Raw genomic sequence first — 24,261 nt, 5'->3', positions numbered from 1 at the left:
CGGTAACATTTCCATTTAAACGAGTAAAAAGATGGCCAAGTATGACCATCTTTTCACTTAAATTTCTTCACAATGTTCGTCAAAGATTGCTTGTAGTTTATTTACGACCTGAATTGGATCAAATCCTTCAATGTCGTGGCGTTCTACCATCGTTACAATCTTACCATCTTTTAAGAACGCGAAAGATGGTGAAGATGGAGGGAAGCCTTCGAAATATTCGCGAGCGCGATTGGTAGCTTCACGATCTTGGCCAGCAAAAACCGTCACCAAGTGATCTGGACGTTTATCGTAATGAACAGAGTGGGCCGCAGCTGGGCGTGCTACACCACCAGCACAACCACATACAGAATTAATCATAACGAGTGTAGTTCCTTTTCGCTGTAATGCTTCGTCTACTTCTTCAGGTGTTGTCAGCTGTTCGTAACCAACCGATTCAATTTCATTACGAGCCTGACCAACAGCGTCTTGCATGAAAATATTAAAGTCCATATGTGCATATCTCCTTTTTGTAGAGTGATCTACTAAGCCCATCATATCAAGATTTTCCGGGGCTTTCAACGAAATTACTCGCAAAATTCTAACGAGACATCCCTGAATATTCCTATTGACGCGGCTGGTCTCAACCCCTATATTACAAAATGAACACTTGGAAAAACCAAGAAGATTACTCATTTGGAGGAGGAACATCAATGGCTTATCTATTTGTCGCTCCTATCGCTATTATTCTCATTGTGATCGGTGGCATTAAGAGAAATAAAATTTTATTGGCAGTAGGCGCTTGTTTAGCTATTTTTTTCGCCTATACAACCTACACGACAACACCCCCTTCCACTATTCCTGATGGATTTAAGAAAGCAGAAGCATTAGAAGGTGAGCCTGGCGTTGATCGATTAACATCCTATTTAAGTGACAAGTTTCCTGATGCATCTTATCATTTAAAACCACAAGAACAAGGTGACAGTTCGTCTTCACTCATCACCGTCGCCTTCGAAGAAGAACCAGATTGGTTTTACAATTATCTCGTTAAAGAAGACGGGATTGCCCAAGTTGGCGTACTAGCTCCTAAAGATGAAGCTCCAGAAGATGGAAAATTTTTCGAAGAGATTGAATAACAGCCAAATGAGAGAAACGCCAAACTCAGTTACATAAAAAAGACTGGCCTCATAAAGTCCTTTCAGACTTCTAGGCCAGTCTTTTTATTGTGTACATCCTATTCATGATCACTTGAGTTCTTCTTGTTCCCTTTAGCGTATTTCCCCTGGCGGCCGTACTCTTTATTTTGTTCCTCTGTTCGGTTCTCGCCACTTTTACCTTGATTGTTATTGTTGTTAGCCATTGTAAATACCTCCTTAGAAGTTCTTTTGTTGACTACAATAGTCTATACCCGCTTCTCAACTGGAAATAAACACGCGAACTGGGATCATTTGTTTTTATCCGCATCGACAACGTTCTATACAAGATTGAGCGATCCTATTGATAGATTCGCTTTCAAACAAAATCCCAACACCTGATTTCTCTTTCCTGGCTACTAAGCCAACCTCTCGTCCATCCTCTAGATCAAATACGATCATTTCATCTACCATTAGTGTTACCTCATCTGTTTCTACTTCCTTTGCAAAAATGGAAATGCCCCTGATCTCTGTGACAAAAAGCTGATCAACAGAAATATGATACAGAATATTGTCTTCATCCTCTTCTTCACGGTTTAATTCAGAAGGATGCAGTTTAGTTACATCCCAATACCTAACAAAACCCTCCGATTCAAGTCTTGTATTATGAATCGAAATGTATTGATGATTCACTTCAATTAGGATTGAATCGTATTCATCCAGGGCTTCGTTTTGAACATGGAGGCTCGTTGAAGTTGCAATAATGGAATCAAGTCGCTGACCGACTAAATAAGCAAGAGCTACAACATCCTTCTCAGATAGATGTGCTTTAAAGGGTTTCATTCCGATTTCTCCTTCCCCTATTAACCTTCAATCATTTAAGTAGCGATGTTTATCCTTCAGAATTATAATGGATGAGGTGATTCTAATAAGAAAGGACACATCCGACATGCAAACGGAAAGCAAACTGGGAATACTTTATACGACTGGTGCTTATATCTTGTGGGGGATCTTGCCGATTTACTGGAAATTGATTCAAGAAGTGCCGGCTTTTGAAATTTTGGCTCACCGTATTATTTGGTCGTGTCTCTTTATGTTCGGAGTCATCGTTATACTTCGAAAAAGCAAACCATTTAAGCAGGAAGTTAAACGCATCTTCACGAATAAAAAACAGGTTATTGGCATCAGTCTTGCTTCCATCACTATAAGTATTAACTGGGTTACCTATATTTGGGCAGTAAACACAGATCACGTAGTAGAAGCTAGTCTAGGCTATTATATTAATCCACTTGTAAGCATATTCTTAGGAATGCTTGTATTGAAAGAATCGTTTAATAAAGCTCAATGGCTTGCCATCCTTCTTGCAGCAGTCGGTGTAACCTATATGACGTGGAACTTCGGATCCTTCCCTTGGATTGCAATATTACTTGCGTTTAGTTTTGGATCCTATGGTTTATTAAAGAAGATGGTGAACGTAGGTGCAGTGTTTGGATTGACGATCGAGACATTATTGGTCACTCCTATTGCGTTACTGTATTTATTAAGCCAACAAGCAGGAAGCTTTGGAGAAATAGAATGGTTATCTATGACTTCTATCTATGTATTTGGAGCAGGAATCGTAACTGCAATACCACTCCTTCTGTTCTCAAGCGGAGCGAAGCGTATTCCTTTATCCCTGGTTGGCTTTCTTCAGTACTTTGCTCCAACCATTATGCTAGTTATTGGCGTCTTTCTATATAATGAACCCTTCACTCATGTACATATGATCGCCTTCTCATTCATCTGGTCCGGATTGGCCATCTATACCATCACAAGACTCAAACGCCCCCGCACCTTAGCGCAGTAAAGCACTACAGGGTGCCAGGCACCCTGCATCTCACTAAAGCACAGAAGCGTGTCTGGCACGCTGTTGCAGAGCACAGCAATAAAGGATAAGCTGCCCATCATATAAGAAGCAGGTAGGTGCGTAGCCTACCTGCTTATCCTTGTTTCATTTTAAGTTGTTGATCAGCGAATTGTTGGTAAGTTGTATGGGATTGGTAAAGCTCTCTGTGATTACCGATTCCCGTTACCTTTCCTTGATCGAGAAATACAATTTGATCGGCATTTACAACGGTCGATAGTCTATGAGCGATCACGATCGTCGTCCTGTCTTTCATCAGATTATCGAGTGCTTTTTGAACAACCATTTCAGCTTTACTGTCCAAACTTGAGGTGGCTTCATCTAATAACAGAATGTGTGGATCGCGTATTAACGCACGAGCAATGCCTATCCGCTGCCGTTGACCACCAGAAAGCTTTATACCTCGTTCCCCTACTTCCGTATCGTACCCAGCCGGGAATCCGGTGATAAATTCATCTGCATAAGCCATGCGTGCAGCCTGGCGAATCTCTTCCTCAGTAGGTTCTTGGTCTAATCCATACACGATGTTCTCTCGAATTGTACCGGCAATAATTGGACTCTCTTGTGAAACGTATCCGATCTGACTTCTCCATTCTTGTAGTGAAAACGAATCAATCGGAGTGTTGTTATACATAATCTCTCCCTTGGTGGGAGAGTAGAACCGTTCAAATAAAGAGAATAAAGTAGTCTTCCCACTCCCGCTTGGGCCAACTACTGCTGTTACAGCATTTGGAGAAACGGTAAACGAAACGTCCTTAAGAACAGGCTCTGAAGGATCGTATGCAAATTGGACCTCATTAAGCGTAATTGGAGCTTTCCCTTCTCCTAAACTTATGCCTTTCACAAGTGGCTCCTCTTCATGAGAAAGGATATCCACGATTCGTTCAGTAGCTCCAACAGCTTTCTGAAATTGAGTGAAGAAGTTGGTAAACTGGCTTAAAGGAACGACAATCTGGAACAAATATAAGATAAAGGCGACAAGGTCCCCTGCAGTAAGGGCACCTGAAGAAACGCGGAAGCCTCCATATCCTAACACAATAACAAGCATAGCCATCATCACAAGTGTCATTAATGGACCGATAACTGCTTGAATCTTCGCTTCTTTCACACCGTACTGAAATAAGTAAAATATTCCCTTTTGTCCTTTGTTAAATTCTCTGCCTTCAGCATTAGATGCCTTCACAAGACGAATCTCAGAAAGTGTCTGGCTTGTTGTGGATGTAAACGTAGCTGTCTCATCTTGTAAACTTCTAGAGATCTTATACATCTTCCGACCAAGAGGCAAAATGATTCCAACAGCTAAAGGAACCGCAATTAACATCACTATTGTCATTTTCCAATCGAGATAAAGAAGGATGACAATTGAACCAATGATCGATATTAATCCAGTGAAGAAATTCGTTACATGCTCAGTAATTAAGTTCTTTACAATACTCGTATCATTTATAATGCGCGATATCATTTCTCCAGTCTTTGTCTGATCATAAAATGAGACTGGAAGCTTAATATGTTTATCCCATACTTTTGTGCGTAGGCTTGCGACAATTTGCTGACCTACATAATTTAAAAGAAAGATCGATACACCACTTGCAATCGCTTGTAAAAGGAAAATCACAAATAATCCTGCTACATATCCCCATTTGAAGGACTCAAGTGTAAAATCATCAATGAACCCTTTCGTAAGGAGCGGTATGATTAGCCCAACAATAGTAGAGAGTACACTAAATGCTACAGCAACAACCATACGCCCCTTCGAAGGGTTTGTCCCACGAACCAAATGCAGAAAATCCTTCCACCCTATTCGTCTCTTATTATCTTCTTCCATCTCTATTGCCTCACTTCATTCAAACTTCACCCTAAGTTTACCATAACAACAGACACATCATCTTACTAAAGCACTAAAGGGTGCCTGGCACCCTTTAGTGCTTTAGTGCAGAAAACGGTGTCTGGCACGCTTTATCCTGCTAAAGTGTTGTGACATAAAGAAACATCTAGCCATTCTGCTAGATGTTTTTAGAGAGGTTATTGAAGTCCTATCATTTCGACTAGCTTGAGATAGCCAAAGGGTAGCAGGGTAGCTATAACCAGTCCTGAAGCTATGGTAATGGTTACATATGTTTTATATTGAACAATTGTAATGTCACTTCGTTTTTTCGCAATATTGAATACCCTTACCATTGAATAAACAGTCATCAAAATGATGATAGCCGAAAATATTGATAATAATGTAACCTCCAAACTACTCACCTTACCTTCTACATAAAGATCTCATTAACGCACAGTGAGGTCCCTTATTGAATGGCTATACTCGGGTCAAAATCATCCCTGTTAATCTTCGTTTCCTTCCCCATAGCAATGTTCGCAAGTTCCATTCCAAAATACGGACCACTAGTTAACCCAGAAGCTCCTAAACCATTTGCAACAAACAACCCTCCTACACCAGATACCTTACCAAGTACAGGGCGTGAGCCTGGTGTAAATGGTCGAAAGCCGACTTTAGTTTGAACATAATGACTTTCTGACAGCCCTGGAGCAACACGCAGAACTTTATCCAACAGTTCAGAGACACCACCAGCTGTGACGTCATTATTAAACCTGGCTTCATCCTCTTTAGTAGCGCCAACGACAATCCTTCCGTGTTCAAATGCTAAAATATAGTGATTGTATGGTGGCAAGACGACTGGCCATTCATTTGTATGACTATTAGGTAAATCCAAATGAATAATTTGTGCTTTTTGAGGACGGGCCTCAAAATGTAGACCTAATGGTTTTAGAATCCCTTTAGCCCACGCACCACCTGTCACCAAAACTTGATCACTTTTATACACTTCTTCGTCTACTTTAACACCTGTTACAGAATTACTTTCATAAACAAGAGAAGCATCTCCTGAAACAATTTCAGCTCCATTTTTCTCAGCTGCACGCAGAAGAGCATCACGAATGGCTCCCCCATTAACACGAGCACCACCACTTATATGGACAGCACAGTACTCCTCTGATAGTACAGGGAACAGCTTATGTGTCTCTTCAGCTCCGAGCCTTGTAACTTCACCCATTTCAGGAGTCGTTTCTCTACGCTTTAACGCGACTTCCATTTTACGGTCTAGCTTCTCTTCAGTATCAAAAATATTTATAGCACCAACCTGTTTATATCCAGTTTCTGTCTCCCCGTCTTTTTCTAGCGCTTCGATCAGCTCAGGGTAATAAGCAGCTCCATTCTCAACGAGTTGGTACCAGGATTTATTTGAACGATTTGTTAACCAAGGGCAAATAATACCCGCTCCTGCTTCAGTGGCTTGCCCAGGATCTTGCCTGTCAACGAGCGTAACCTGCTCACCTGCTTTAGCCAGATGATAAGCGGTGGAGGCCCCAACGATGCCGCCTCCAATAACGATATGTTTTTTCATGATGACACCTATCCCTACTCAGTCTTATGTACACTCGCCATTGTACAAGATCTAAGAGCACAACTCAATTAGCCCTCTGTTCGCTTTTCACTAAAGAGAAGCAATAACGTCGCAATGGGACCCGTAAACAACGACAACAAGAACCAATTTAGACCAGTTCGATTCTTTCCTTGAGCAAGTGCAGCATTAATTAAAGCAAGCGTCCCCCATCCTACATAATAGGACTCATCCATCGTAATCACCCCCACTAAAATCTTAACATAACGCTGGTAAATAATGTTTGTTAGATTATTCTAACTCTTTTATACTGTAAGAAAGAGGAGGAATAACATGAGTACAAAAGAGAAAGTTTTTCAATCTCAATTCAAAGAAGGCGCCTATCCGTTTTACGAAGAGCTTCGCCAAGATAACCCGATCTTCAAGATGTCAGAAGTACATAACCAGACGACCTGGATGGTGACACGCTATAGTGATGTAAAAGAACTATTAAAGACACCGAGTTTCTTAAAAGACTTCTCTAAATTATATCCAAATGAAGATGAGGAAAATGTTGAACAAACTATTTTCAGCAATATGATGCTAGATCTTGACCCACCTGACCACACACGCCTCCGGAAACTCGTCACACCTTACTTTAATCCCAAAACCATCTCTCGATTAAGCCCGAGAATCGATGAAATTGCCAAAGAATTAATCGAAAACATGAAAAATAAACAGGGCCCAGTCGATCTAATTGATGAGTTCGCCTTCCCATTACCGATTATCGTCATTAGTGAACTTCTTGGCGTTCCACCGGAGGACCGTAACTCGTTCAGGAAGTGGTCGAACACGATTGTATCTGCCTCCGAAGGGGAACACCCTCAATTCTCACAAGACGTCAAAGACTTTGTTGCATATTTAGATGATCTGTTCGAACGCCGTCGAACGGACCCTAAAGACGATCTCATTTCGAACCTCATTCAAGCCGAAGAAGAAGGGGAACAGTTAAGTCGTAATGAGCTTTATTCAATGGTTGTACTTCTTATCATCGCTGGCCATGAGACAACCGTGAATTTGATTGCCAATACGATATACGCACTCTTACAACATCCCGATCAGTTTAATCGATTAAAAGAAGACCACTCTTTGATTGAGAGCGCTATTGAAGAAGGGCTACGTTATTATAGTCCTGTCGACTTCTCAACGGCTCGCTGGGTAGAAGATGACCGTGAATTTCACGGCACGACTTTAAAACAGGGAGATGTGATCTTTGCTTCTTTAAGTTCAGCAAACAGGGATGAACAAAAGTTTGAGAACGCCTGCAGCTTCGACATAACTAGGCCCAATAATCAGCATGTAGCTTTTGGATTTGGGATTCACTTTTGTCTCGGTGCACCCCTTGCTAGATTAGAAGGGAAAATTGCGATTCAACATCTATTAACCGCTTGTCCAAACCTAAAGCTCGCCCCATACACAACCCCTACATGGCGAAAGATGTTTTTATTAAGGGGGTTAGAACAGCTTAACGTAACGTTATAAGCACTTAGAATGAAGTTCAGAGATTACCTGAACTTCTTTTTATGATTAAAACAAATGGAGGGATCGGATGGTTTATAATGGAACCAGCATTTATGATCAAGAATCGTTTTTTAATCAATTTATGGCTAGAAGAAACAGAGAAACAAGTCCCAATAATACAATGGAAACCCCAGTTATAACTGATCTAATAGATGCTGTTGAAGGTAAGCGTATTCTCGATCTCGGTTGTGGGGACGGTCGTTTTGGTTCTACACTGATCCAGCAGGAATGCGCTTTTTATGAAGGTGTTGACCCCTCATTAAACATGGTCCAAAAAGCAAAAGAAAGTTTACCAGAAGAACATTGTACGATTCATCTGTCCTCTATGGAAGATTGGGAGTTTAAAGATGAGCAATTTGAGATTGTCGTTTCACGTATGGCTCTTCACTATGTTGCAAACCTCTCTCCCATTGTTAAAAACATTTATCGATCCTTAAAAAACGGTGGACAATTCTTGTGTAGCGTCCAACACCCCGTTTTAACGTCACCTGTTGAAAGTGCAGCTTCAACTGGAAAACGATCAAACTGGACCGTTGATGACTATTTCAATCAAGGAGAACGTCAAGAACGCTGGATAAACGAACAAGTCATCAAGTACCACCGGACTACCGAAACGTATTTTCAGCTTCTAAAAAAAGCTGGATTTGCAATTGAAGATCTAAAAGAATGCGAGCCACAAAAAGAGCACTTCAAAAATGAAGAGGAATACAAACGAAGAAAACGAATCCCCCTCTTTCTTGTGTTCTCGTGTCGCAAATGAAAATGGTGCAGTGAAACGTCACTGCACCTATCATTATTTACCCTTCTGCTTCTATTGCATCTGCCTTCGTCTTATGCACCGTACCAAATGGATGTTCAGGTGGTGCATAAATAACATAAACCTTCATCGGTATGTCTCCGATATTTTTCACGTTGTGCCACTTTCCTGCTGGTACCATGATGGCAAAGTCATCCCCAACCTTTTGTTCAAACGTAAGCTGGTCTTTCGTGTCTCCCATCTGTACCAGGCCTTCCCCTTGCTCAAGTCGGATGAACTGATCTATATTGGGGTGAACTTCTAATCCAATGTCGCTTCCTGGCTGAATACTCATCAGCGTGACTTGAAAATGTTCTCCCGTCCAAAGAGCTGTACGGAACGTATCGTTTTCAAGAGTTGCCTTATTAATATCAATCACAAAAGGCTCCCCACCGTAATCTTGTAACGTCATTCGTGTTTCATCAAATGATAGTGCATGAAAGCGTTCAGCATTTTCTACCTCGTCATTACAAGCCCTTAAGAATAAATCGTGAACAGGCGAAAGATGAGATTGCTCATAATGTTCACGATACATCTCATAATTTTCAGATTGAATGTCATAGGCTTTACTTAAACCTTCTTCATAGGTACTAAATGAAATACGATTGATCTGATAAGTTGGACGATTCCCCGTAATCTCTGTATACAGATCTGTAAATCGATTCAAATGATCTTGCTCTTTCCTCAACGCGTGAACAATGTTTGTATAATCCGTTTCGCTAGGCGCGGCTTGCGCTAAGCGATTATAGAAGTCAACCGCTGTTGCCTCACCTTTTATTCCTGCTAACAGTGCTTCCGCTACGCGCTGGTTGCTCCGCATCATTTCATTTGTGCCGTATGAAGCATCATCTTGATATGGATCAATGTGAGAACCATAATACACATTCATCATCCCCTTCAAAAAATTCATCACCCCATCCTATGCAAAGTGCCCATAATTTGTACGACATTCGCATAAAAAAGGACTAAACCCTTAAATAGGCTTAGTCCTTATTTCGCTACATTGAAGACGACTGACCTGACTTCGATTCAATCTTATTCTTCACAATGCTAAAACCAATAATCGCAAAAATAATCGACAAAATCGGTGTAATGATATTAAAGAAAGCGTAAGGTGCATAAGAGAGTGTTTGAACACCTAGCGTCCCTGCTACAAAAACACCTCCTGTATTCCAAGGGACAAGCACACTTGTCACTGTCCCCCCATCCTCAACGGCTCGAGATAAATTCTTACGGTGAAGGTTATGCTTAGGATACACTTCTGCATACATACGAGCTGGTATAATAATGGAGATGTATTGCTCTGCCATCGATACATTCGTAAGGAATGATGTGAAAATTGTCGTCGGAATAAGCGCTCTACCGGAACGTATTAAACTGACAATGCCATCCATTAACCTCTCAAGCATCCCCATACCTTCTAATACGCCTCCAAAAATCATGGCTACAAGAGTAAGCGAGATCGTATACATCATGCTGCTTAATCCACCTTTATTAAGCAATTCACGAATCATATCATTATCTGTTTCTAACGAGAAACCATCATAAAGTGTGGTCACAGCAGTTCCCACTTGGTCTCCCTGGATCACAATCTGACAAAGAAATCCAAGAATAACTCCCACACTTAAAGCCGGCAATGCGGGAACTTTAAATAAAACAAGTATAATGACAACAAGAGGAACAAGAAGTAACCACGGAGAAATAAGAAAATGACTCTCTATGCTTGTCATAATCTCCTGTATTCGTCCCTCCTCGAAGCCACTTACAGAAAACTGTCTTCCTAAAAAGAAAAAGATGCAAAACGCAATTAGATAAGCTGGAATCGTAGTATAAAGCATATGTTTAATGTGTTCGAACAAGTTCACGTCTGCGATACCAGAAGCTAGGTTAGTCGTATCTGATAATGGAGACATCTTATCCCCCATGTATGCCCCTGAAATAATAGCCCCAGCGGTCATCGGCTCAGGGATTCCCATACTAATTCCAATACCCATACCTGCAACGCCCACTGTCGCCATTGTCGACCAAGAGCTACCGATTGATAAGGCAACGATTGTACAGAGGAGCATAATGGAGACGAGGAAGAATCCAGGTGATATTAGCTTAAGACCATAATAAATCAAACTTCCTACAATTCCCCCACCGATCCATGAACCAATAATCAGGCCTACTAAAATTAAAATGACGATAGCTGGTAACGATTTATGTATACCTTTATAATAACTATCTTCTATTGCTTCCCATGAATAACCATAAAGTAATGCAATAATAGAAGCTGAAAAAGCTCCTAACAATAAGGGTACATGAGGCGCCCCCTCATACTTAATGATCGTAAATCCCATCCCCACGATCATGATCAGTAACGGCAAAACCGCTACAAAAATCGGCATATCTTTCTTCGCATTTTCCAAACCACCCACTCCCTTCTTTTCATTACAATTTCTGAACTTTCCCTCATTTCCCTTTTAACTAAACTACCCATTTTCAAAATAAGGAAAAGGAACCATCTCAAACATTCATCCTTTTGATAAGAAGATAGTCCGTAAAAAATCGTACATAAAGGAAGGCATAAAGAAGTTAACGACAAATAAAAAAGGAGTGCAACAATTAAGTTACGAACTCCTATAAGTCTAGTTCATTGGCCATATAGCTTATTAAAAATGAGTAGATCTAGGCCCTAGTTGATCTACAAGAATCCCTTTTATTTGATTAAAAGAAACATCCGTTAATTTATCACGATAGATCGTCTCCTCTGACCCATCCATCATATTTAACGTCAGCATATCATTGTTAATCATTACCACATTATGGATCTGATTGTAATTTATTTGTTTGCTTTTTATTAAAGGAATTTGCGCGATTTCAAGACGATCTTCATGAAATTCAATATATGACTTCTTCCTTAGTGAATAATAGTAAAGGGCTTTTACCACACCAATAGTTAAAGTGCCCCCTAATAAAAGCTTATCACTTGAAGTAAGGCCCGATTGGAACAAAAGCAATAGGAACAAACTCACTACACCCAGAGAAGCATAGTAGAACAACACGTTATTACCTTTACGCTTCCAAGCTACACTTGATCCATACGGAAACATGATAACTCCCCCAAATTCGTTCTTTTCGTTATTTTATCAGAAAATTCTATCAAAATCCATAACTCTACTATTGTTTTTAGATTGACCCACTCTTTTTATACGTACTAGAATGGCTCAAGGTTAAAAGAGCCCCGATACTAAAGGAAAGACGAGGGTCAGCAATGGTATATCGCGTAAGTATTTATCTGTTAGGTATGTTGGTTAACTTTTTCGGTGTGGCACTACTTATTAAAGCCACTTTAGGTGCTGGATTTTGGACAGCATTATTTGTAGGTTTATCTGATCAACTCGGATTTACTGTTGGCATATGGTACGCGCTCTTTCAGTTTTTGTTTATCTTTGCCAATGGTTGGCTCATGAAACAAAAACCAGAACCGCGTGCCATAATACCTCTCGTATTAGAAAGCTTAATTCTCGATTTTTGGCTCGAGGTCGTTTTTCACGATTTCACATTGCTTCAAGCACCATTCTTATTGCAAATTGGAGCACTTACGCTTGGAATCACGCTTAGTGCAATTGGGGTTGGAATTTATATCCTCCCGGCTTTACCAAGAGCTCCAGTGGACCAGCTCTTCCTAGCTATCGCAAGCCGATTTACATTAAGCTTACGCCTTAGCCAAACACTTGTAGCGCTTACTACATCAACCTCCGCGCTCTTAATTGGAGGCCCTGTTGGGTTAGGCACTGCGGCTGGTGTACTATTCGCCGGTCCAATTATTCAGCTAACGTACAGTAGAGCATATCCTTATTATTATTTAATTCACCCACGCTATAAAAAGCGATACGAACTTGCTTTATAAAGAAAAGCGTCTGCAATTTGAGCAGGCGCTTTTATAAAAGCTTTTCTAATTGAAGATCTAACGGTTCTTTCTGATAGATTTCTTCGTTCATCTCTTGTGCTAATTTGCAGCCCACAGATTGATAGAAGCGTTGCGTTTCGACTGCAGGATGAGCACCAATATAAATTTTCTCGGCACCCAAATCTTTAGCGATCTCGCAACACTGATAAAATAATTGTTTCCCTATGCCTTCCCCGCGATAAGAATTTGAAACATGAATAAATGGGAGAGGCACATATTGATTCTTTGAACCAAATAAACGATTCTCTACATTTGCAAACCCTACTACTTGGTCTCCTACAAAGGCAGCTACTACACCTCCACCCTCATCGATACACTTTTTTAAATAAAGGGATATGTCTTTTTTCTGATCTACGCTCCAATCATCAATAAAAGAATCAGTCTTTATATTCACATCGGTTTGATTTGTTGTATACCAAACACTTTTAGTTTCTTGAAACCGATTGAATTCTATTAAAAATTTGTCATCGATCTCGTTAGCGCTTACATTCATTACTTGTAGTCTCCTTATCATGATCCATCCCTCCCACCTTATCTTACTACAAAAATAGAATCTTAACATTTTTCTGAAAAAGGATTGACGTTATAATTCTTACCCGTTATAATCCATATCAAGCTTTATTAATTAAATATCAAACTCTTATCCAGAGTGGCGGAGGGACTAGGCCCTGTGACGCCCGGCAACCTTTCAAGGATCGTCTTGAAAAAGGTGCTAATTCCTACAGATCGGTTATTGATCTGGCAGATAAGAGGAGGCCTTGTTACATACACCCTCTTCTTATTCCGGAAGAGGGTTTTCTTATGCCCTTTTCCTTATTACTTACTCCCTGAAAGGATTGATTAAACATGAAACGAACACTCGAACAACGATTACAAGATGGACCGGTTATTTGCGGTGAAGGCTATTTATTCGAATTGGAGCGTCGCGGCTACCTTCAAGCTGGATCCTTCGTACCGGAGGTTGCTCTTGATAACCCACAAGCATTAAAACAAACATACCGCGATTATATGAATGCAGGCTCTGACGTAGTTTTAGCCTTCACCTACAACGCTCATCGCGAGAAGATGCGTATTATCGGAAAAGAAGAGCTTTTAGAACCTCTTAATCGACAAGCAATCCGTCTGGCTAAAGAAGTCGCTCAAGAAAACCCGGTCGAAGAAGCGCTTGTGGCTGGGAATATTTCGAATACAAACCTTTTTGATCCTGAAGATGAGTCCTCAAAACAGGCCGTTCGCACAATGTTTGCCGAGATGATCTCATGGTGTAAAGAAGAGGGAGTAGATTTCGTAAACGGAGAAACATTCTACTACTATGAAGAAGCGCAAATCGCTCTTGAGGAAGTGCTCAAGCAAGACCTTCCTGCAGTTATTACACTGGGGGTTATGGGCGAGAATAAAATGCGTGATGGCTATGAAGTAGAAGAAGCTTGCCGTTTGCTTCAAGAACAAGGGGCTTTAGTCGTTGGGATGAACTGCTTCCGCGGACCTGCTACAATGCAACCTTATGTGGAAAAAATCCGCGAAGCGTGTGACGGATATGTAGCTGCACTACCTGTTCCATACCGCACGTCAGAAGAACACCCAACGTTCTTTAACCTACCAGATGGAGGTTGTGCATGTCACTTACCAACAGAAACCACCTTCCCAACTTCTCTTGACCCGCTTTACTGCAACCGTTACGAGATTGCAAGCTGGGCTAAAGATGCACTAGCTACAGGGGTCAATTACTTTGGGTTATGTTGCGGCGCTTCTCCAAGCATGCTTCGTGAAGTAGCAGAAACAGTAGGCCGCGAAGCGATTAATTCTAAATACTCTCCGGATATGGAAAAACACTTCCTATTCGGTTCAGACGACTCGTTGAAAAAGCATAATCAAACGTATCGTGTGAAAGCATAAGATTGTAAGAAAGGAGGAACAACCCACTTTCGAGTTTGTTCCTCCTTTTATAAGCCCATTGTTATAAATGCTGTTAAAGTCCATTATCTATGTTGATCAATGAGGATAGGATTCCCATCAGGATCTTCAATCGTAAAACTCCCTGGCCCTTCGCTCGTTTCATCTACTTCTGAAAGAATTTTAACTCCATTTTCTTTCAACTGTTTTTGGAGTTCTCTAACATCTGTGAACGAATCAAGTTCTTTAGCATCTTGATCCCATCCAGGATTAAAGGTTAGGATGTTTTTCTCGAACATGCCTTGGAAAAGTCCAATCACACAGTCACCATTCTTCATAATAACCCAATCTTGATCTGGCACCCCTCCAAGAGAATCGAACCCTAACGTTTCATAAAAAGCTTTAGATTTGTTGATGTCTTTTACAGTTAAGCTAATAGAAAATGCACCAAGCTCCATATAATATCCTCCTAATAATAGACTTTCTCCTAATTATCTTCGCCTTAAAAAGACAAAAACCTCTCATTCTATTTCAAAATAAGAGCATTTAAATTTAGGCTCTGTAAGGCCCACCTTTGCCATACAAGGAGGAAACCCTTACCAGTGGGCTTGAAGTTTATTACCATTTGGATCATAAAAGTGAAAATATGCATGACCATGATCTTCTTGTATATCCTCGACCTTAACTCCATTATGAATTAAGTGCAGATGAAATTTAGATAGTTCTGGGCTAGTAAAGCCGATACTAAAAGCTGCATCATTATTAATTGTAAAATGTGCAAATGTTTCATCCTCAGTTGGAACTAATATAAGTAAAAAAGATCCCTCATTTACTTTAAGAATAGCAAATGGATCTTCCGTAATGGTTACCAATTGAAGCCCTACTATATCTCTATACCATTGTGCAGATTGCTCTAAATCTTTTACAGGAATTCTAATATAATGAACTTGTTCAATAAATGAATGACCCATAATCTACCTCTTCCCCATTTTATCTGGTTTATCAAGTAATTCCTTCTTCATATCGATTTGTCCTTCCATTTATTGAAATAACTACTTTAATAAGAACACCCCCCACTCCTTGTAGCACTAAAGCACCTGTTCAACTAAATGATATTATCTTCGCCCTTCAGTCTTTTCACTTCTTTTTCTAAGAAATCAAGCCTCCTATGAACTCTGTAAAACAACGGAAGATAAGCAATCATAACAACAATTAACCATTCCATATGAAGATCACCCCTATTAAACTTTATACTTCCGTTTTATGAAAAAACGACAGCTGCTATTCAACAATCCCATCCCTAAGAAAAAAAGTTGCATCTCGTCGGTAAGACGCGATCCAACTTTACAATGCGGATGCTTTGGTTTCCTAATTAATAATTAACGGCTTCTTCTTGTTGCTGTTGTTTTAGATTCTTCTCAGTCTTTTTAATGTCTAATTTCATAAGAATGGAGACGACAAGCGCTAAGAATATTAAAGCAAGAAAAACGTAAAATACAGCAGTGTAACTATCTGTTCTAGCCCGAATTTGTGAAACAATCATAGGTCCAAATACGCCACCTAGAGACCATGTTGTTAACAAGTACCCATGAATGGCACCGAGTTGTTTCGTTCCAAACAAATCACCAATAAATGCAGGGAGATTAGAGAATCCTCCGCCGTAACAAGTAACAACGAGTAAAATGAGAAGCTGGAATAAGAAGATGTTTGTTGTAATCGGAAGCATGAAAAAAGCAACACTTTGTATTAAGAAAAAGATCATAAAAACATTAGGGCGGCCAATATAGTCTGAAGCTGTTGCCCAGCCAAGACGACCTCCACCATTAAACACACCCATAATTCCGACCATCGTGGCTGCTGCACCGGCTGATAACCCTACAACTTCTTGGGCCATTGGCGAAGCAACTGAAATCATCATAATCCCTGCTGTCGTATTAATAAGCATCATTGTCCATAGCAGCCAGAACCGCTTTGTTTTAACCGCTTCTTTTGAAGTCAATTGTTGTAAATCTTTTTTATAAACTTTATTCCCAGAGGCCATATTTTGTTTCATAGAAGCTGGCATCCAGCCTTCTGGGGGTGGGGCTATGTAAGAAGCACCTAATGTAATAAAAATAAAGTAAGCTGCACCTAATACGTAAAATGTATTAGATATTCCAATTGCGGTCATTAAGTTGGCTGCAACGGGCGCTGTAATGAGAGCTCCTGTACCAAAACCAAGTACCGCTAATCCGGTTGCTAAACCTCTTCGGTCAGGGAACCATTTCACAAGAGTTGATACGGGTGAAATATAACCAATGCCAAGCCCAAGTCCACTTGCTAATCCGTAGGACAATAGGAAAAATGGAAGTGAATCAATCGCGATCGCAACCCCTGAACCGGCTTGTCCTAATCCAAACAAAACACCAGCCAGAATTGCTGATTTTCTTGGACCATTTTTTTCTACAAACTTCCCAAACAATGCTGCGGATGAACCGGCCAATGCCATCATAATAGTAAATGCAATCGTTACTTGAGTTGGGGTCCAGCCCATTTGTTCACTTACGGGGGTGGTATATACGCTATATGCGTAGGCACCTCCGATGGAAAGATGGATGGAAATAGCTGATAAAGCAATTAACCATCTGTTTTTCATTGCTTGCATAGTATGTACCTCCTTCACTCTTTTTTGTAAGCGCATTCACAAAAAGGATACAACGAGTGGCGAAAAAAATCAAACTATTTTAAATTTTCCGACATTAATGAAGGGTAAAGTATAGTATTTAAGAGATGACAAAGTCTTGCTAAACCATGCTTTTATAGTGTGAATGATGGTTTCTTAACATTTTATTTGGTATAAAAACAACCTATAAAAAGGCTATTTGAAGCGTTTAGGTAGATAGTTGCCGACTTTAGGAAAGGGTTTATTCAATTATCGGGCAGTCTTGAGGGATAAAGAGTTTCGGAAATGGTTCCGTTAGAATGGAGGCATGGAAAACAGCTCGCTTTCCGTGGGTAAGATTATTCATAGCCTATAAAACATTGATATAAGATAAAGAATAAACCAAACCCCATGTGGGATTTGGTCTACTGATTAGTATAGTATTCCTTACATTTTCTACACCATAATGGAACCAATTATAAGTTATTGCTTTTCCGCTAATAATCTTTCTTAAAAGCATCCAACATCAAATAACCTAAAACCACTCCTGCAATGGTTGTAAGCGTAGGATGACCTACTAAAATGAGGTCAGGCATTCGCATTCCTTCCCCATATGGGGTGAGAGGCAAAGTGGACCAAACAACGATCACTAGAGCAGGCACTCCAACAGCCAAGCCTCTAATCCAGTCAAACGTCCAAGGCGTTCGTGCCATAACTTCTAAAATAAATTTAGGAAGGCGTAAAAGAACACCGATCCCAACAGGAAAAAGTGCAGCAAATAGCAGTGATGCAGCAGGGCGTTCATACGTAACCTTAAACTCTTCCTGTAAAGCCATTTCATAACTCTTCCCTAAGTAAATAATCAACCCAATCGCAAGCGTCCAAACAAAATAATACCCAAAAAGCTGCTTATTCCGAATACATATCCCCCTCCTCTACCATTTACATCAATCTGGTTCCCCATAGATTATTTAAAAGAATGATATAAAGGGTGAATGCTCCCGTTATGACCATAAACGTACTCGGAATCACTCGTAACGTTTTATTCCTACGCAGGGCTATGACAAAAACTAGGAAGGCACATAAAGCAACCCCATAATAAACAAAAATGATTGAATAATAAGTGAAGGGACCCAGAAAAAGACTAAGAACGAAAAACTGTAAAATAAAAGCAAAAAACGAACCCGCAATCCATTTTCTCTCGTCTTTAATCTCCCAAATGGACTTAATAGACAGAACAAAAACACATAACACAACTGTCCCAAGTAGCCATTCATAAATGAAAAACATCTCTTCGTAGCTCACAGAGAGAAAATAGCCCAATATGAACAAAGGAATCATCGCCACTAATAAGTAAGCCATTCCCTTGAAACTAGCAGTCATTCATAGCTCACCCCTTTATCATCCATATTTTAACACACGAAAATTATGAGTACATCTCATAACCCTTAACGGAAACAGTCTCTCGAATCTTCATTACCCCTCTCTCTATTCTTCAATAAACAAAAAAGAGCACCAGATCTTCTACAATCTGATACTCCCCCTACTTAAACCTATTGTAGTTATGTACCTATTTAAGCGGAACAGTCTGACAAGCTAAGCGATAGCCTTCTTCAAGCTCGCCATCTAGCTTCTCATGTTCCTTTGGTGTTGGCTTGTTTACTACTTCTTCTCCATTAAGTAGCTCTACGCGGCAACGGGTACAGTTTCCTTTTTGGCATTTGTAATCTAGAGGCACATCTTGTTCAAAAGCTGATGCTAAAAGGGATTGTCCCTTTACAGGCTGAATAGAAAATTCCTCATCTTGCTGTTTTACACGAATCATCATTTGATCCATCATAACCTTCCTTTCTATAACACATGTCTCTATTATTGTACGCATAAACACAGAGCATAACAAGAAAAGGAGGGGGAGATTGACTCCCTCCCCCTTTCATTTAGCTCCACTGAATTGGTGTTGGTGCTATGCCTTCAATTTCTTTACCGATTACTTCGTACTGCTCTGGGGTTAGCCATACATGCACAGAACCCTGATCTTCATGCCCACGAATTAAGCGCCCGATTCCCTGACGCATACGTAGAAGCATGTACGGAAGATCGACTTCTTGCATCGCATCCGCTGCGTGGTTACGCTTCGCATCAAAGACAGGGTCTTTTGGTGGGAATGGTAGAGACGAGATCATAACCTGAGAAAGCGCCTCACCTGGTACATCCAAACCTTCCCAAAGGTGATAAGAGCATAAGACTGTCGCGTGATCTTGCTGGAACGTCTGGACCGTTTCACTTATCTCCCTGTCTCCTTCATATAGCATAGGGAAAGAGAAGGATTGACGATCTGCCCAAGCTCTGAAACGATTCATTTCTTCTAGAGAAGAGAACAATATTAACGTCTTTCCTGCCTGGTGCTCTAAATGAGCCTTCATGTTCTCCCACTTCTCTTCTTCCCCTTGGTCAAGATGGCCGTTCATCTTCATTTGTTCCTCGTAATCAAACGGCGATTCCACCGTGAAGGAGAGATAATTCTTGATACCGAGACTTCCTGCGATATAAGAGAAGTCTTTCTGACGAGAAAGAGTGGCAGATGAGAATAAGAATGGAATGTTCTGACTAAACACTTCTTTCTCTAAAACATCTTCAACAAGGCGTGGCATAATGACTAATGAACTGTCTTCATGGTTTGTCTCAAGCCAGAAGATCCCTTTATTATCTTTTAGTAGAATCGCTAATCCATAAGAGAAGAACTCCAAGTATTCTTCTATAATCTTCACATTATAGTCATCCATTAAGAAGAGTTCGGAATCAAAGACGAGCTGTTCAAGCAAGCTGTGCACTTTCTTGTTCATCTGTTCTGCCAAATCAATCATTTCTTTCGAACGAGGAACTTCATGTCGGTTTGAACCTTCTACTTCAGAACTCGTGTCGCGAAGAATGTCAAACCACTTGTCGTGCATTTCTAGAATATCTTCAATCAAAAGAAGGGATTCTTCCCGAATATCCTGATTTAAGTATTCCGTTAGAACACTTGTAAGAGTCTTCGAGTTAAAGCGATACGTTAACGCCTTTTGAGCAGCAAACTCAAGTAAGTGCCCTTCGTCAAATATCACGCTACTTGCTTCTGGTAAGAGTGGAAGCTGCCCTTCACGCTTTCTAGAATCCTTCGTCCATACATGCTCCATATAGAAATCATGTGAACAGATAATTAGGTCAGACGAATGACGATAGTATTGACGATTTAACGTTTGACCACAGCGGTGACGCCAATCACACGTTGAACACTGCTGAAGAGGATCCCAGGAGATAGCTTCCCATTTCTCATTCGATACCCACGGATATTCTTTTCGATCTCCGTACCGTTCGAACTTCTGCATAGAAGCATCACCACCGAAAACAAATTCAGGAATAGAATCATACACATCCAGAATATCTTCGTCCTCTGTAGTTTCCTCAAGCTTATCTAGCTTCTTCACACAAACGTATTGTTCGCGTGCTTTCGCAAGACGCACATCTACATTTAATCCAAGTGCTTCTTCTAGCTTCTCAATGTCTCCGCCTTTTTTGACAAGTTGTTCAATCAGCGTTTCATCCGCACATGAAATAATAGCCGGCTTATTCATATAACGGGCATAGCAAATCGCATAAAGCAAGTATACAAACGTTTTTCCCGTTCCTACTCCCGCTTCTGCGAAGATGGTTTGCTTATTCTTGAAGGCCTGTTCTACCTGGAACGCCATATAAATTTGTTCGTCCCGAAGTTCATAACCTTGATCTGGTAATATGTCGTAAAAAACATCTCCAATATAATCACCTAACACATCAAAGAATGTATCTTCCTTGGAGATTTCAAATGGAAGGGTTTGTGTCATCGTATTCTCCTCTTACCCTTTTTAGAGGGTGAAAATTTATTGCAGCATTCCTTATCATATCAGTTTTTTTGCTGCTCATGAATATTTTTTTACTGAACGAAGGGTATGGACCGTCACTTCGCTCCGTACAAAGAAGCGAATATTCCACCTTGACTGGCCAATTCCTTTAGAAATATAAAAAGAACCATGCTCATGATCATGCTTGCCTTGATATATCCCTTGTTTAGCTAGTTGTCCCATATTCTTAATCTTAAAAAAGTATGGAATGTTAACCTGTTTCCCGTGTAAATGTCCGCATACAAGCATCGTAAACGAGTGCTTTACTTTAAGCAACACATCAGGATCATGGGTGAGGACCAGTACATCTTTCTTATCATTTCCTAAAAAGGAGAAACTTTTCTCAGGATCGTGGTATCCTTGGGCATGATCATCCACTCCGACAATCACAACGTCATCTTTTTCGACAAATTCATTCTTCAATAAGTGAATCCCGTGTTGGTTAATTAGATCTTCAAGACCTTTAACATCATCTATATCACGGTCGTGATTACCAAGGACTGCATATGTTTCAACACCTGATTCCTCTATAAGTTGCAAGAACGGTTTAAGAGTTTCGAATTCTTTCTCAGATTGATCAATATAATCTCCTGTTAAGAATATATAATCAGGTTGTTCAGCATGAATAAGAGCCTTAATATTAGCAAGAGAAACACGCATGTGTCGAATATGTAAATCACTTATTTGCAAAATCTTCTTATTCGTATTCCCTTCCCAATCTACCCGCTCAACTTTCAACCATTTCGTTGGTAAGATGAAAAAAACTTCCCATGCAAGCAGAAAGAAGATTACACCAGCTAGTATCCAGGTTATCAAAGTCATCCTCCGCACCTCTTTTGCTTTAAGATTACTAATTCCCCATCCCTTCCCTCATTTCCTTTCTTCTATAGAATATTTTATGTAGGAAGTTAAGAGCAATCACGAAAAAGATGCCCGCCGGAAACGGACATCTTCTTTCTATACCCTATTTGAGCTATTCCAAAAACGACTGTAATGCTTCTCTCGTTTTCTCTTCATCATGGGACAAAACCGCACCTTCTCCTGGCACACGCAAATTTGAATATCCTACATCTTTTGGAATGGTCAGCGTCTCAAAATCATCCGGAGTGTTCAATAGAAAGTCCGTTCCAAACCCTAATATCGAAGTTGTACCCATATTCGTCTTGACGTATGGTTGAATCGCCCCAAGTGCTCGTGGCAATCGTGCTAAGCCGGTGAACGAAACAAATTCCTCCTTGAGCGCTTTCAAGACCTTCTGCTGGCGCTCAACTCTCATTAAATCTCCATAAGAGTCATTACGGAACCGAGCATAACCAAGCAATTCCTTCCCATCTAGGGTCTGTTCCCCCGCTTTTAGATCTATCGTTTGAACACCGTCTTTATAATACATATCCTTCTCAACAGTAATCGGTACACCATCAGGAGCAATTGTATTAACGATGCTGACAAATCCGTTGAAATCAATAATAGAATAGTATTCAAGATCTACCCCGAAATTCTCTTGAATCGTCTGCCTCATCAACTCAGGACCACCTATCGCAAAGGCAGCATTAAGCTTTTTATATCCATAACCTGGGATGTTCACATATGTGTCCCTCATTAAAGAAACAAGCTTTAACTGATTATTATCAGTATCATATTGGCCGATCATAATTGTATCTGAACGAGTTGTTTCTTCTCCACGCTGATCAATGCCTAATAAAAGCACATTCGTCTTTCCTTCTGGACTCTCTGTTCCTTCAAAGGGTTCATCCCCATAACTTTCATTCATACCAGGAGCATCTTCATTTGCTCCCCTCAGCCCAGCTGTATATTCATATAAGATATAAGCACCTATTAGGACGAAGAAAATAAAAAAACCTAACACGATTCTCCTCGTCCGTTTTCTGCGCTTCGCTCTTCTCGTAGTAAAACGTTTCTCTTCCACCCATGACTCCCCTTCCGCCCATTCAGCAGAATAGTATAGTAGGATTGATGTCTAATATGTACAAGTTCTCTCTTAATCCTATTTTCTATCTAGTGGCATTATACCATAATGAAAAAAATCGCAAATCAACTATTTCATCAAGGGCTACCTCAGTTTCTTTTCGATGACTTGTTACTTATCTCGAAAAACAATACAAAGTACATATTTCTCCTAAGCGCATAGGATATTCGTATATCTTGCGGAGGTGTTTGTGAATATGTACTATAACCCTAACCCGTATCCTTATTACGGGCCCTATTATGTGAGTGCCCCTCAGTATTATGGAAGACAGCCCACGGTGTTCCCCAATGAAGGATACCTCAATAGAGTGCATTCACCTAACAATCTTGTTTTAAAAGATTACGGACCAAATCCATATGTTGTAAATATCAATGATGCTACCTTACAAAATAATACGTTCCGGACTGCTTTATGGACTGGAGAAAATTTGCAGGTAACTTTAATGAGTATTGATGTTGGCGATGATATCGGTTTAGAAATTCATCCAAATGTTGATCAATTTTTACGTATTGAAGAAGGGCAAGGACTTGTTCAAATGGGAAAGAATAAAGATAATTTAACCTTTGAGAAAATGGCCTATGATGATTTCGCAATAATGATTCCTGCAGGTACATGGCATAATGTTACGAACACGGGGAATACCCCGTTAAAACTCTATTCGATCTACGCCCCGCCTAATCATCCATTTGGTACTGTTCATAATACGAAAGCCGATGCCATGGCTATGGAGCAGGGTAACGGTTCTGAAAATGGAAGCGGAACAACAATGATTTCAGGGAAAACTCCTGATGAGTGGATTCAGCATACAGAGTATCTCGTGAACGAAGGATTAGAGGATGTAAAAAGAGGAATTAATGCTCTCCATATTCTTCAAGAATTTATACTAATGGGCGTTCTGGTTGGAAAAGGGTATTCACCTGAGGAAGCCTATGAAACAGTAGAAGAATGGGAACGCGCAGGAGAATCTAAACTTTTACAACAGAGCAAAGCAATGCGATGGTAAGAATGACATACTTGTTATCTCCGTAAAGAAAATCATCATTTAACTAAATCATTCAAACAAAAAAGTATGTAGTGTAGGTTACTTAAAAAC

26 protein-coding genes and 1 riboswitch are annotated in these 24,261 nt (G+C 40.3%); of the genes, 7 read left to right on the top strand and 19 right to left on the bottom strand.

The genetic code is table 11. The features are described 5' to 3' along the window. Positions 1 to 57 precede the first annotated feature (57 nt). Entirely contained in the window at positions 58 to 489 is a 432-nt protein-coding gene (locus IEW76_RS11555; RefSeq protein ID WP_036785285.1) for a BrxA/BrxB family bacilliredoxin, read from the bottom strand. Between the two features lie 200 nt (positions 490 to 689). Here IEW76_RS11555 and IEW76_RS11550 point away from each other — a divergent pair, with 200 nt between their 5' ends. After that, positions 690 to 1,112 (top strand): hypothetical protein, encoded by a 423-nt coding sequence (locus IEW76_RS11550; RefSeq protein WP_188653973.1) that lies wholly within the window; start codon positions 690 to 692, stop codon positions 1,110 to 1,112. Between the two features lie 98 nt (positions 1,113 to 1,210). On the opposite strand, the gene IEW76_RS20980 is transcribed toward IEW76_RS11550, so the two are convergent. Together IEW76_RS20980 and IEW76_RS11545 are read right to left on the bottom strand one after the other, a co-directional pair. Beyond that, positions 1,211 to 1,336, bottom strand: coding sequence for a hypothetical protein (locus IEW76_RS20980; protein ID WP_268235062.1), 126 nt, complete (start codon positions 1,334 to 1,336; stop codon positions 1,211 to 1,213). 94 nt (positions 1,337 to 1,430) lie between these two features. Further along, positions 1,431 to 1,952, bottom strand: coding sequence for a hypothetical protein (locus tag IEW76_RS11545; RefSeq protein ID WP_188653971.1), 522 nt, complete (start codon positions 1,950 to 1,952; stop codon positions 1,431 to 1,433). A 106-nt stretch (positions 1,953 to 2,058) separates the two neighbouring features. Between IEW76_RS11545 and rarD the strand changes: the two genes are divergently transcribed. Next, on the top strand, positions 2,059 to 2,955 hold the full coding sequence (gene rarD, locus IEW76_RS11540) for an EamA family transporter RarD (protein ID WP_188653969.1): 897 nt from the start codon (positions 2,059 to 2,061) through the stop codon (positions 2,953 to 2,955). Between the two features lie 133 nt (positions 2,956 to 3,088). Here rarD and IEW76_RS11535 read toward each other — a convergent pair whose 3' ends face one another. The 3 genes from IEW76_RS11535 to IEW76_RS11525 form a co-directional block, all read right to left on the bottom strand. After that, positions 3,089 to 4,843, bottom strand: a complete 1,755-nt coding sequence (locus IEW76_RS11535; RefSeq protein WP_308422068.1) for an ABC transporter ATP-binding protein — start codon at positions 4,841 to 4,843, stop codon at positions 3,089 to 3,091. Positions 4,844 to 5,303: 460 nt separating this feature from the next. Continuing rightward, positions 5,304 to 6,419, bottom strand: a complete 1,116-nt coding sequence (locus IEW76_RS11530) for an NAD(P)/FAD-dependent oxidoreductase (protein WP_188653965.1) — start codon at positions 6,417 to 6,419, stop codon at positions 5,304 to 5,306. A 68-nt stretch (positions 6,420 to 6,487) separates the two neighbouring features. Next, complete coding sequence (locus IEW76_RS11525) at positions 6,488 to 6,652, bottom strand: hypothetical protein (protein WP_188653964.1); 165 nt, start codon at positions 6,650 to 6,652, stop codon at positions 6,488 to 6,490. Positions 6,653 to 6,749: 97 nt separating this feature from the next. Here IEW76_RS11525 and IEW76_RS11520 point away from each other — a divergent pair, with 97 nt between their 5' ends. Together IEW76_RS11520 and IEW76_RS11515 are read left to right on the top strand one after the other, a co-directional pair. Then, positions 6,750 to 7,937, top strand: coding sequence for a cytochrome P450 family protein (locus IEW76_RS11520; protein ID WP_188653963.1), 1,188 nt, complete (start codon positions 6,750 to 6,752; stop codon positions 7,935 to 7,937). Positions 7,938 to 8,004: 67 nt separating this feature from the next. After that, positions 8,005 to 8,736 carry a class I SAM-dependent methyltransferase gene (locus tag IEW76_RS11515; RefSeq protein ID WP_188653962.1) on the top strand — a complete coding sequence of 244 codons (732 nt, stop codon included), beginning with the start codon at positions 8,005 to 8,007 and terminating at the stop codon, positions 8,734 to 8,736. Between the two features lie 37 nt (positions 8,737 to 8,773). Here IEW76_RS11515 and IEW76_RS11510 read toward each other — a convergent pair whose 3' ends face one another. The 3 genes from IEW76_RS11510 to IEW76_RS11500 form a co-directional block, all read right to left on the bottom strand. Further along, entirely contained in the window at positions 8,774 to 9,682 is a 909-nt protein-coding gene (locus tag IEW76_RS11510; RefSeq protein WP_229721217.1) for a cupin domain-containing protein, read from the bottom strand. An 88-nt stretch (positions 9,683 to 9,770) separates the two neighbouring features. Continuing rightward, complete coding sequence (gene nhaC, locus IEW76_RS11505; RefSeq protein ID WP_373285979.1) at positions 9,771 to 11,192, bottom strand: Na+/H+ antiporter NhaC; 1,422 nt, start codon at positions 11,190 to 11,192, stop codon at positions 9,771 to 9,773. A gap of 234 nt (positions 11,193 to 11,426) precedes the next feature. Beyond that, on the bottom strand, positions 11,427 to 11,867 hold the full coding sequence (locus IEW76_RS11500; protein WP_188653961.1) for a hypothetical protein: 441 nt from the start codon (positions 11,865 to 11,867) through the stop codon (positions 11,427 to 11,429). Between the two features lie 161 nt (positions 11,868 to 12,028). On the opposite strand from IEW76_RS11500, the gene IEW76_RS11495 reads away from it, so the two are divergent. Beyond that, positions 12,029 to 12,667 (top strand): YczE/YyaS/YitT family protein, encoded by a 639-nt coding sequence (locus IEW76_RS11495; protein WP_188653960.1) that lies wholly within the window; start codon positions 12,029 to 12,031, stop codon positions 12,665 to 12,667. A gap of 31 nt (positions 12,668 to 12,698) precedes the next feature. On the opposite strand, the gene IEW76_RS11490 is transcribed toward IEW76_RS11495, so the two are convergent. After that, the gene (locus IEW76_RS11490) at positions 12,699 to 13,241 is read right to left on the bottom strand and encodes a GNAT family N-acetyltransferase (RefSeq protein ID WP_188653958.1); all 543 of its coding nucleotides are present in this window, start codon (positions 13,239 to 13,241) and stop codon (positions 12,699 to 12,701) included. Positions 13,242 to 13,364: 123 nt separating this feature from the next. Next, positions 13,365 to 13,479: riboswitch (SAM riboswitch) on the top strand. Between the two features lie 94 nt (positions 13,480 to 13,573). On the opposite strand from IEW76_RS11490, the gene IEW76_RS11485 reads away from it, so the two are divergent. Beyond that, positions 13,574 to 14,623, top strand: coding sequence for a homocysteine S-methyltransferase family protein (locus IEW76_RS11485; RefSeq protein WP_188653956.1), 1,050 nt, complete (start codon positions 13,574 to 13,576; stop codon positions 14,621 to 14,623). A gap of 83 nt (positions 14,624 to 14,706) precedes the next feature. Here the strand turns inward: IEW76_RS11485 and IEW76_RS11480 are convergent, their stop codons facing one another. The 9 genes from IEW76_RS11480 to IEW76_RS11440 all read right to left on the bottom strand — a co-directional run bounded on the left by IEW76_RS11480 (position 14,707) and on the right by IEW76_RS11440 (position 23,108). Next, positions 14,707 to 15,078, bottom strand: a complete 372-nt coding sequence (locus IEW76_RS11480) for a VOC family protein (RefSeq protein ID WP_188653954.1) — start codon at positions 15,076 to 15,078, stop codon at positions 14,707 to 14,709. Positions 15,079 to 15,216: 138 nt separating this feature from the next. Beyond that, positions 15,217 to 15,591 carry a VOC family protein gene (locus IEW76_RS11475; protein WP_188653952.1) on the bottom strand — a complete coding sequence of 125 codons (375 nt, stop codon included), beginning with the start codon at positions 15,589 to 15,591 and terminating at the stop codon, positions 15,217 to 15,219. Between the two features lie 401 nt (positions 15,592 to 15,992). After that, entirely contained in the window at positions 15,993 to 17,264 is a 1,272-nt protein-coding gene (locus IEW76_RS11470) for an L-lactate MFS transporter (RefSeq protein ID WP_188653950.1), read from the bottom strand. Between the two features lie 494 nt (positions 17,265 to 17,758). Beyond that, entirely contained in the window at positions 17,759 to 18,097 is a 339-nt protein-coding gene (locus IEW76_RS11465) for a hypothetical protein (protein ID WP_188653948.1), read from the bottom strand. Positions 18,098 to 18,203: 106 nt separating this feature from the next. Continuing rightward, on the bottom strand, positions 18,204 to 18,644 hold the full coding sequence (locus tag IEW76_RS11460; RefSeq protein ID WP_188653946.1) for a hypothetical protein: 441 nt from the start codon (positions 18,642 to 18,644) through the stop codon (positions 18,204 to 18,206). A gap of 187 nt (positions 18,645 to 18,831) precedes the next feature. Continuing rightward, positions 18,832 to 19,101, bottom strand: a complete 270-nt coding sequence (locus tag IEW76_RS11455) for a 2Fe-2S iron-sulfur cluster-binding protein (protein WP_188653944.1) — start codon at positions 19,099 to 19,101, stop codon at positions 18,832 to 18,834. Positions 19,102 to 19,198: 97 nt separating this feature from the next. Next, a complete protein-coding gene (locus tag IEW76_RS11450; protein WP_188653942.1) occupies positions 19,199 to 21,124 on the bottom strand; it encodes an ATP-dependent DNA helicase in 1,926 nt (641 codons plus the stop codon). A 75-nt stretch (positions 21,125 to 21,199) separates the two neighbouring features. After that, positions 21,200 to 22,003 carry a metallophosphoesterase gene (locus IEW76_RS11445; protein WP_188653940.1) on the bottom strand — a complete coding sequence of 268 codons (804 nt, stop codon included), beginning with the start codon at positions 22,001 to 22,003 and terminating at the stop codon, positions 21,200 to 21,202. 151 nt (positions 22,004 to 22,154) lie between these two features. After that, positions 22,155 to 23,108: an LCP family protein gene (locus tag IEW76_RS11440; protein ID WP_229721215.1), complete on the bottom strand. Its 954-nt coding sequence runs from the start codon at positions 23,106 to 23,108 to the stop codon at positions 22,155 to 22,157. Positions 23,109 to 23,364: 256 nt separating this feature from the next. Here IEW76_RS11440 and IEW76_RS11435 point away from each other — a divergent pair, with 256 nt between their 5' ends. Continuing rightward, positions 23,365 to 24,171 carry a cupin domain-containing protein gene (locus tag IEW76_RS11435; RefSeq protein WP_188654063.1) on the top strand — a complete coding sequence of 269 codons (807 nt, stop codon included), beginning with the start codon at positions 23,365 to 23,367 and terminating at the stop codon, positions 24,169 to 24,171. Positions 24,172 to 24,261 lie beyond the last annotated feature (90 nt).

Origin of the sequence: Pontibacillus salipaludis (assembly GCF_014642405.1) — a bacterium.
GTDB lineage: Bacteria > Bacillota > Bacilli > Bacillales > BH030062 > Pontibacillus > Pontibacillus salipaludis.
Note: the sequence above shows the minus strand (reverse complement) of the source record. Positions and strands in the feature narration are given on the sequence as shown.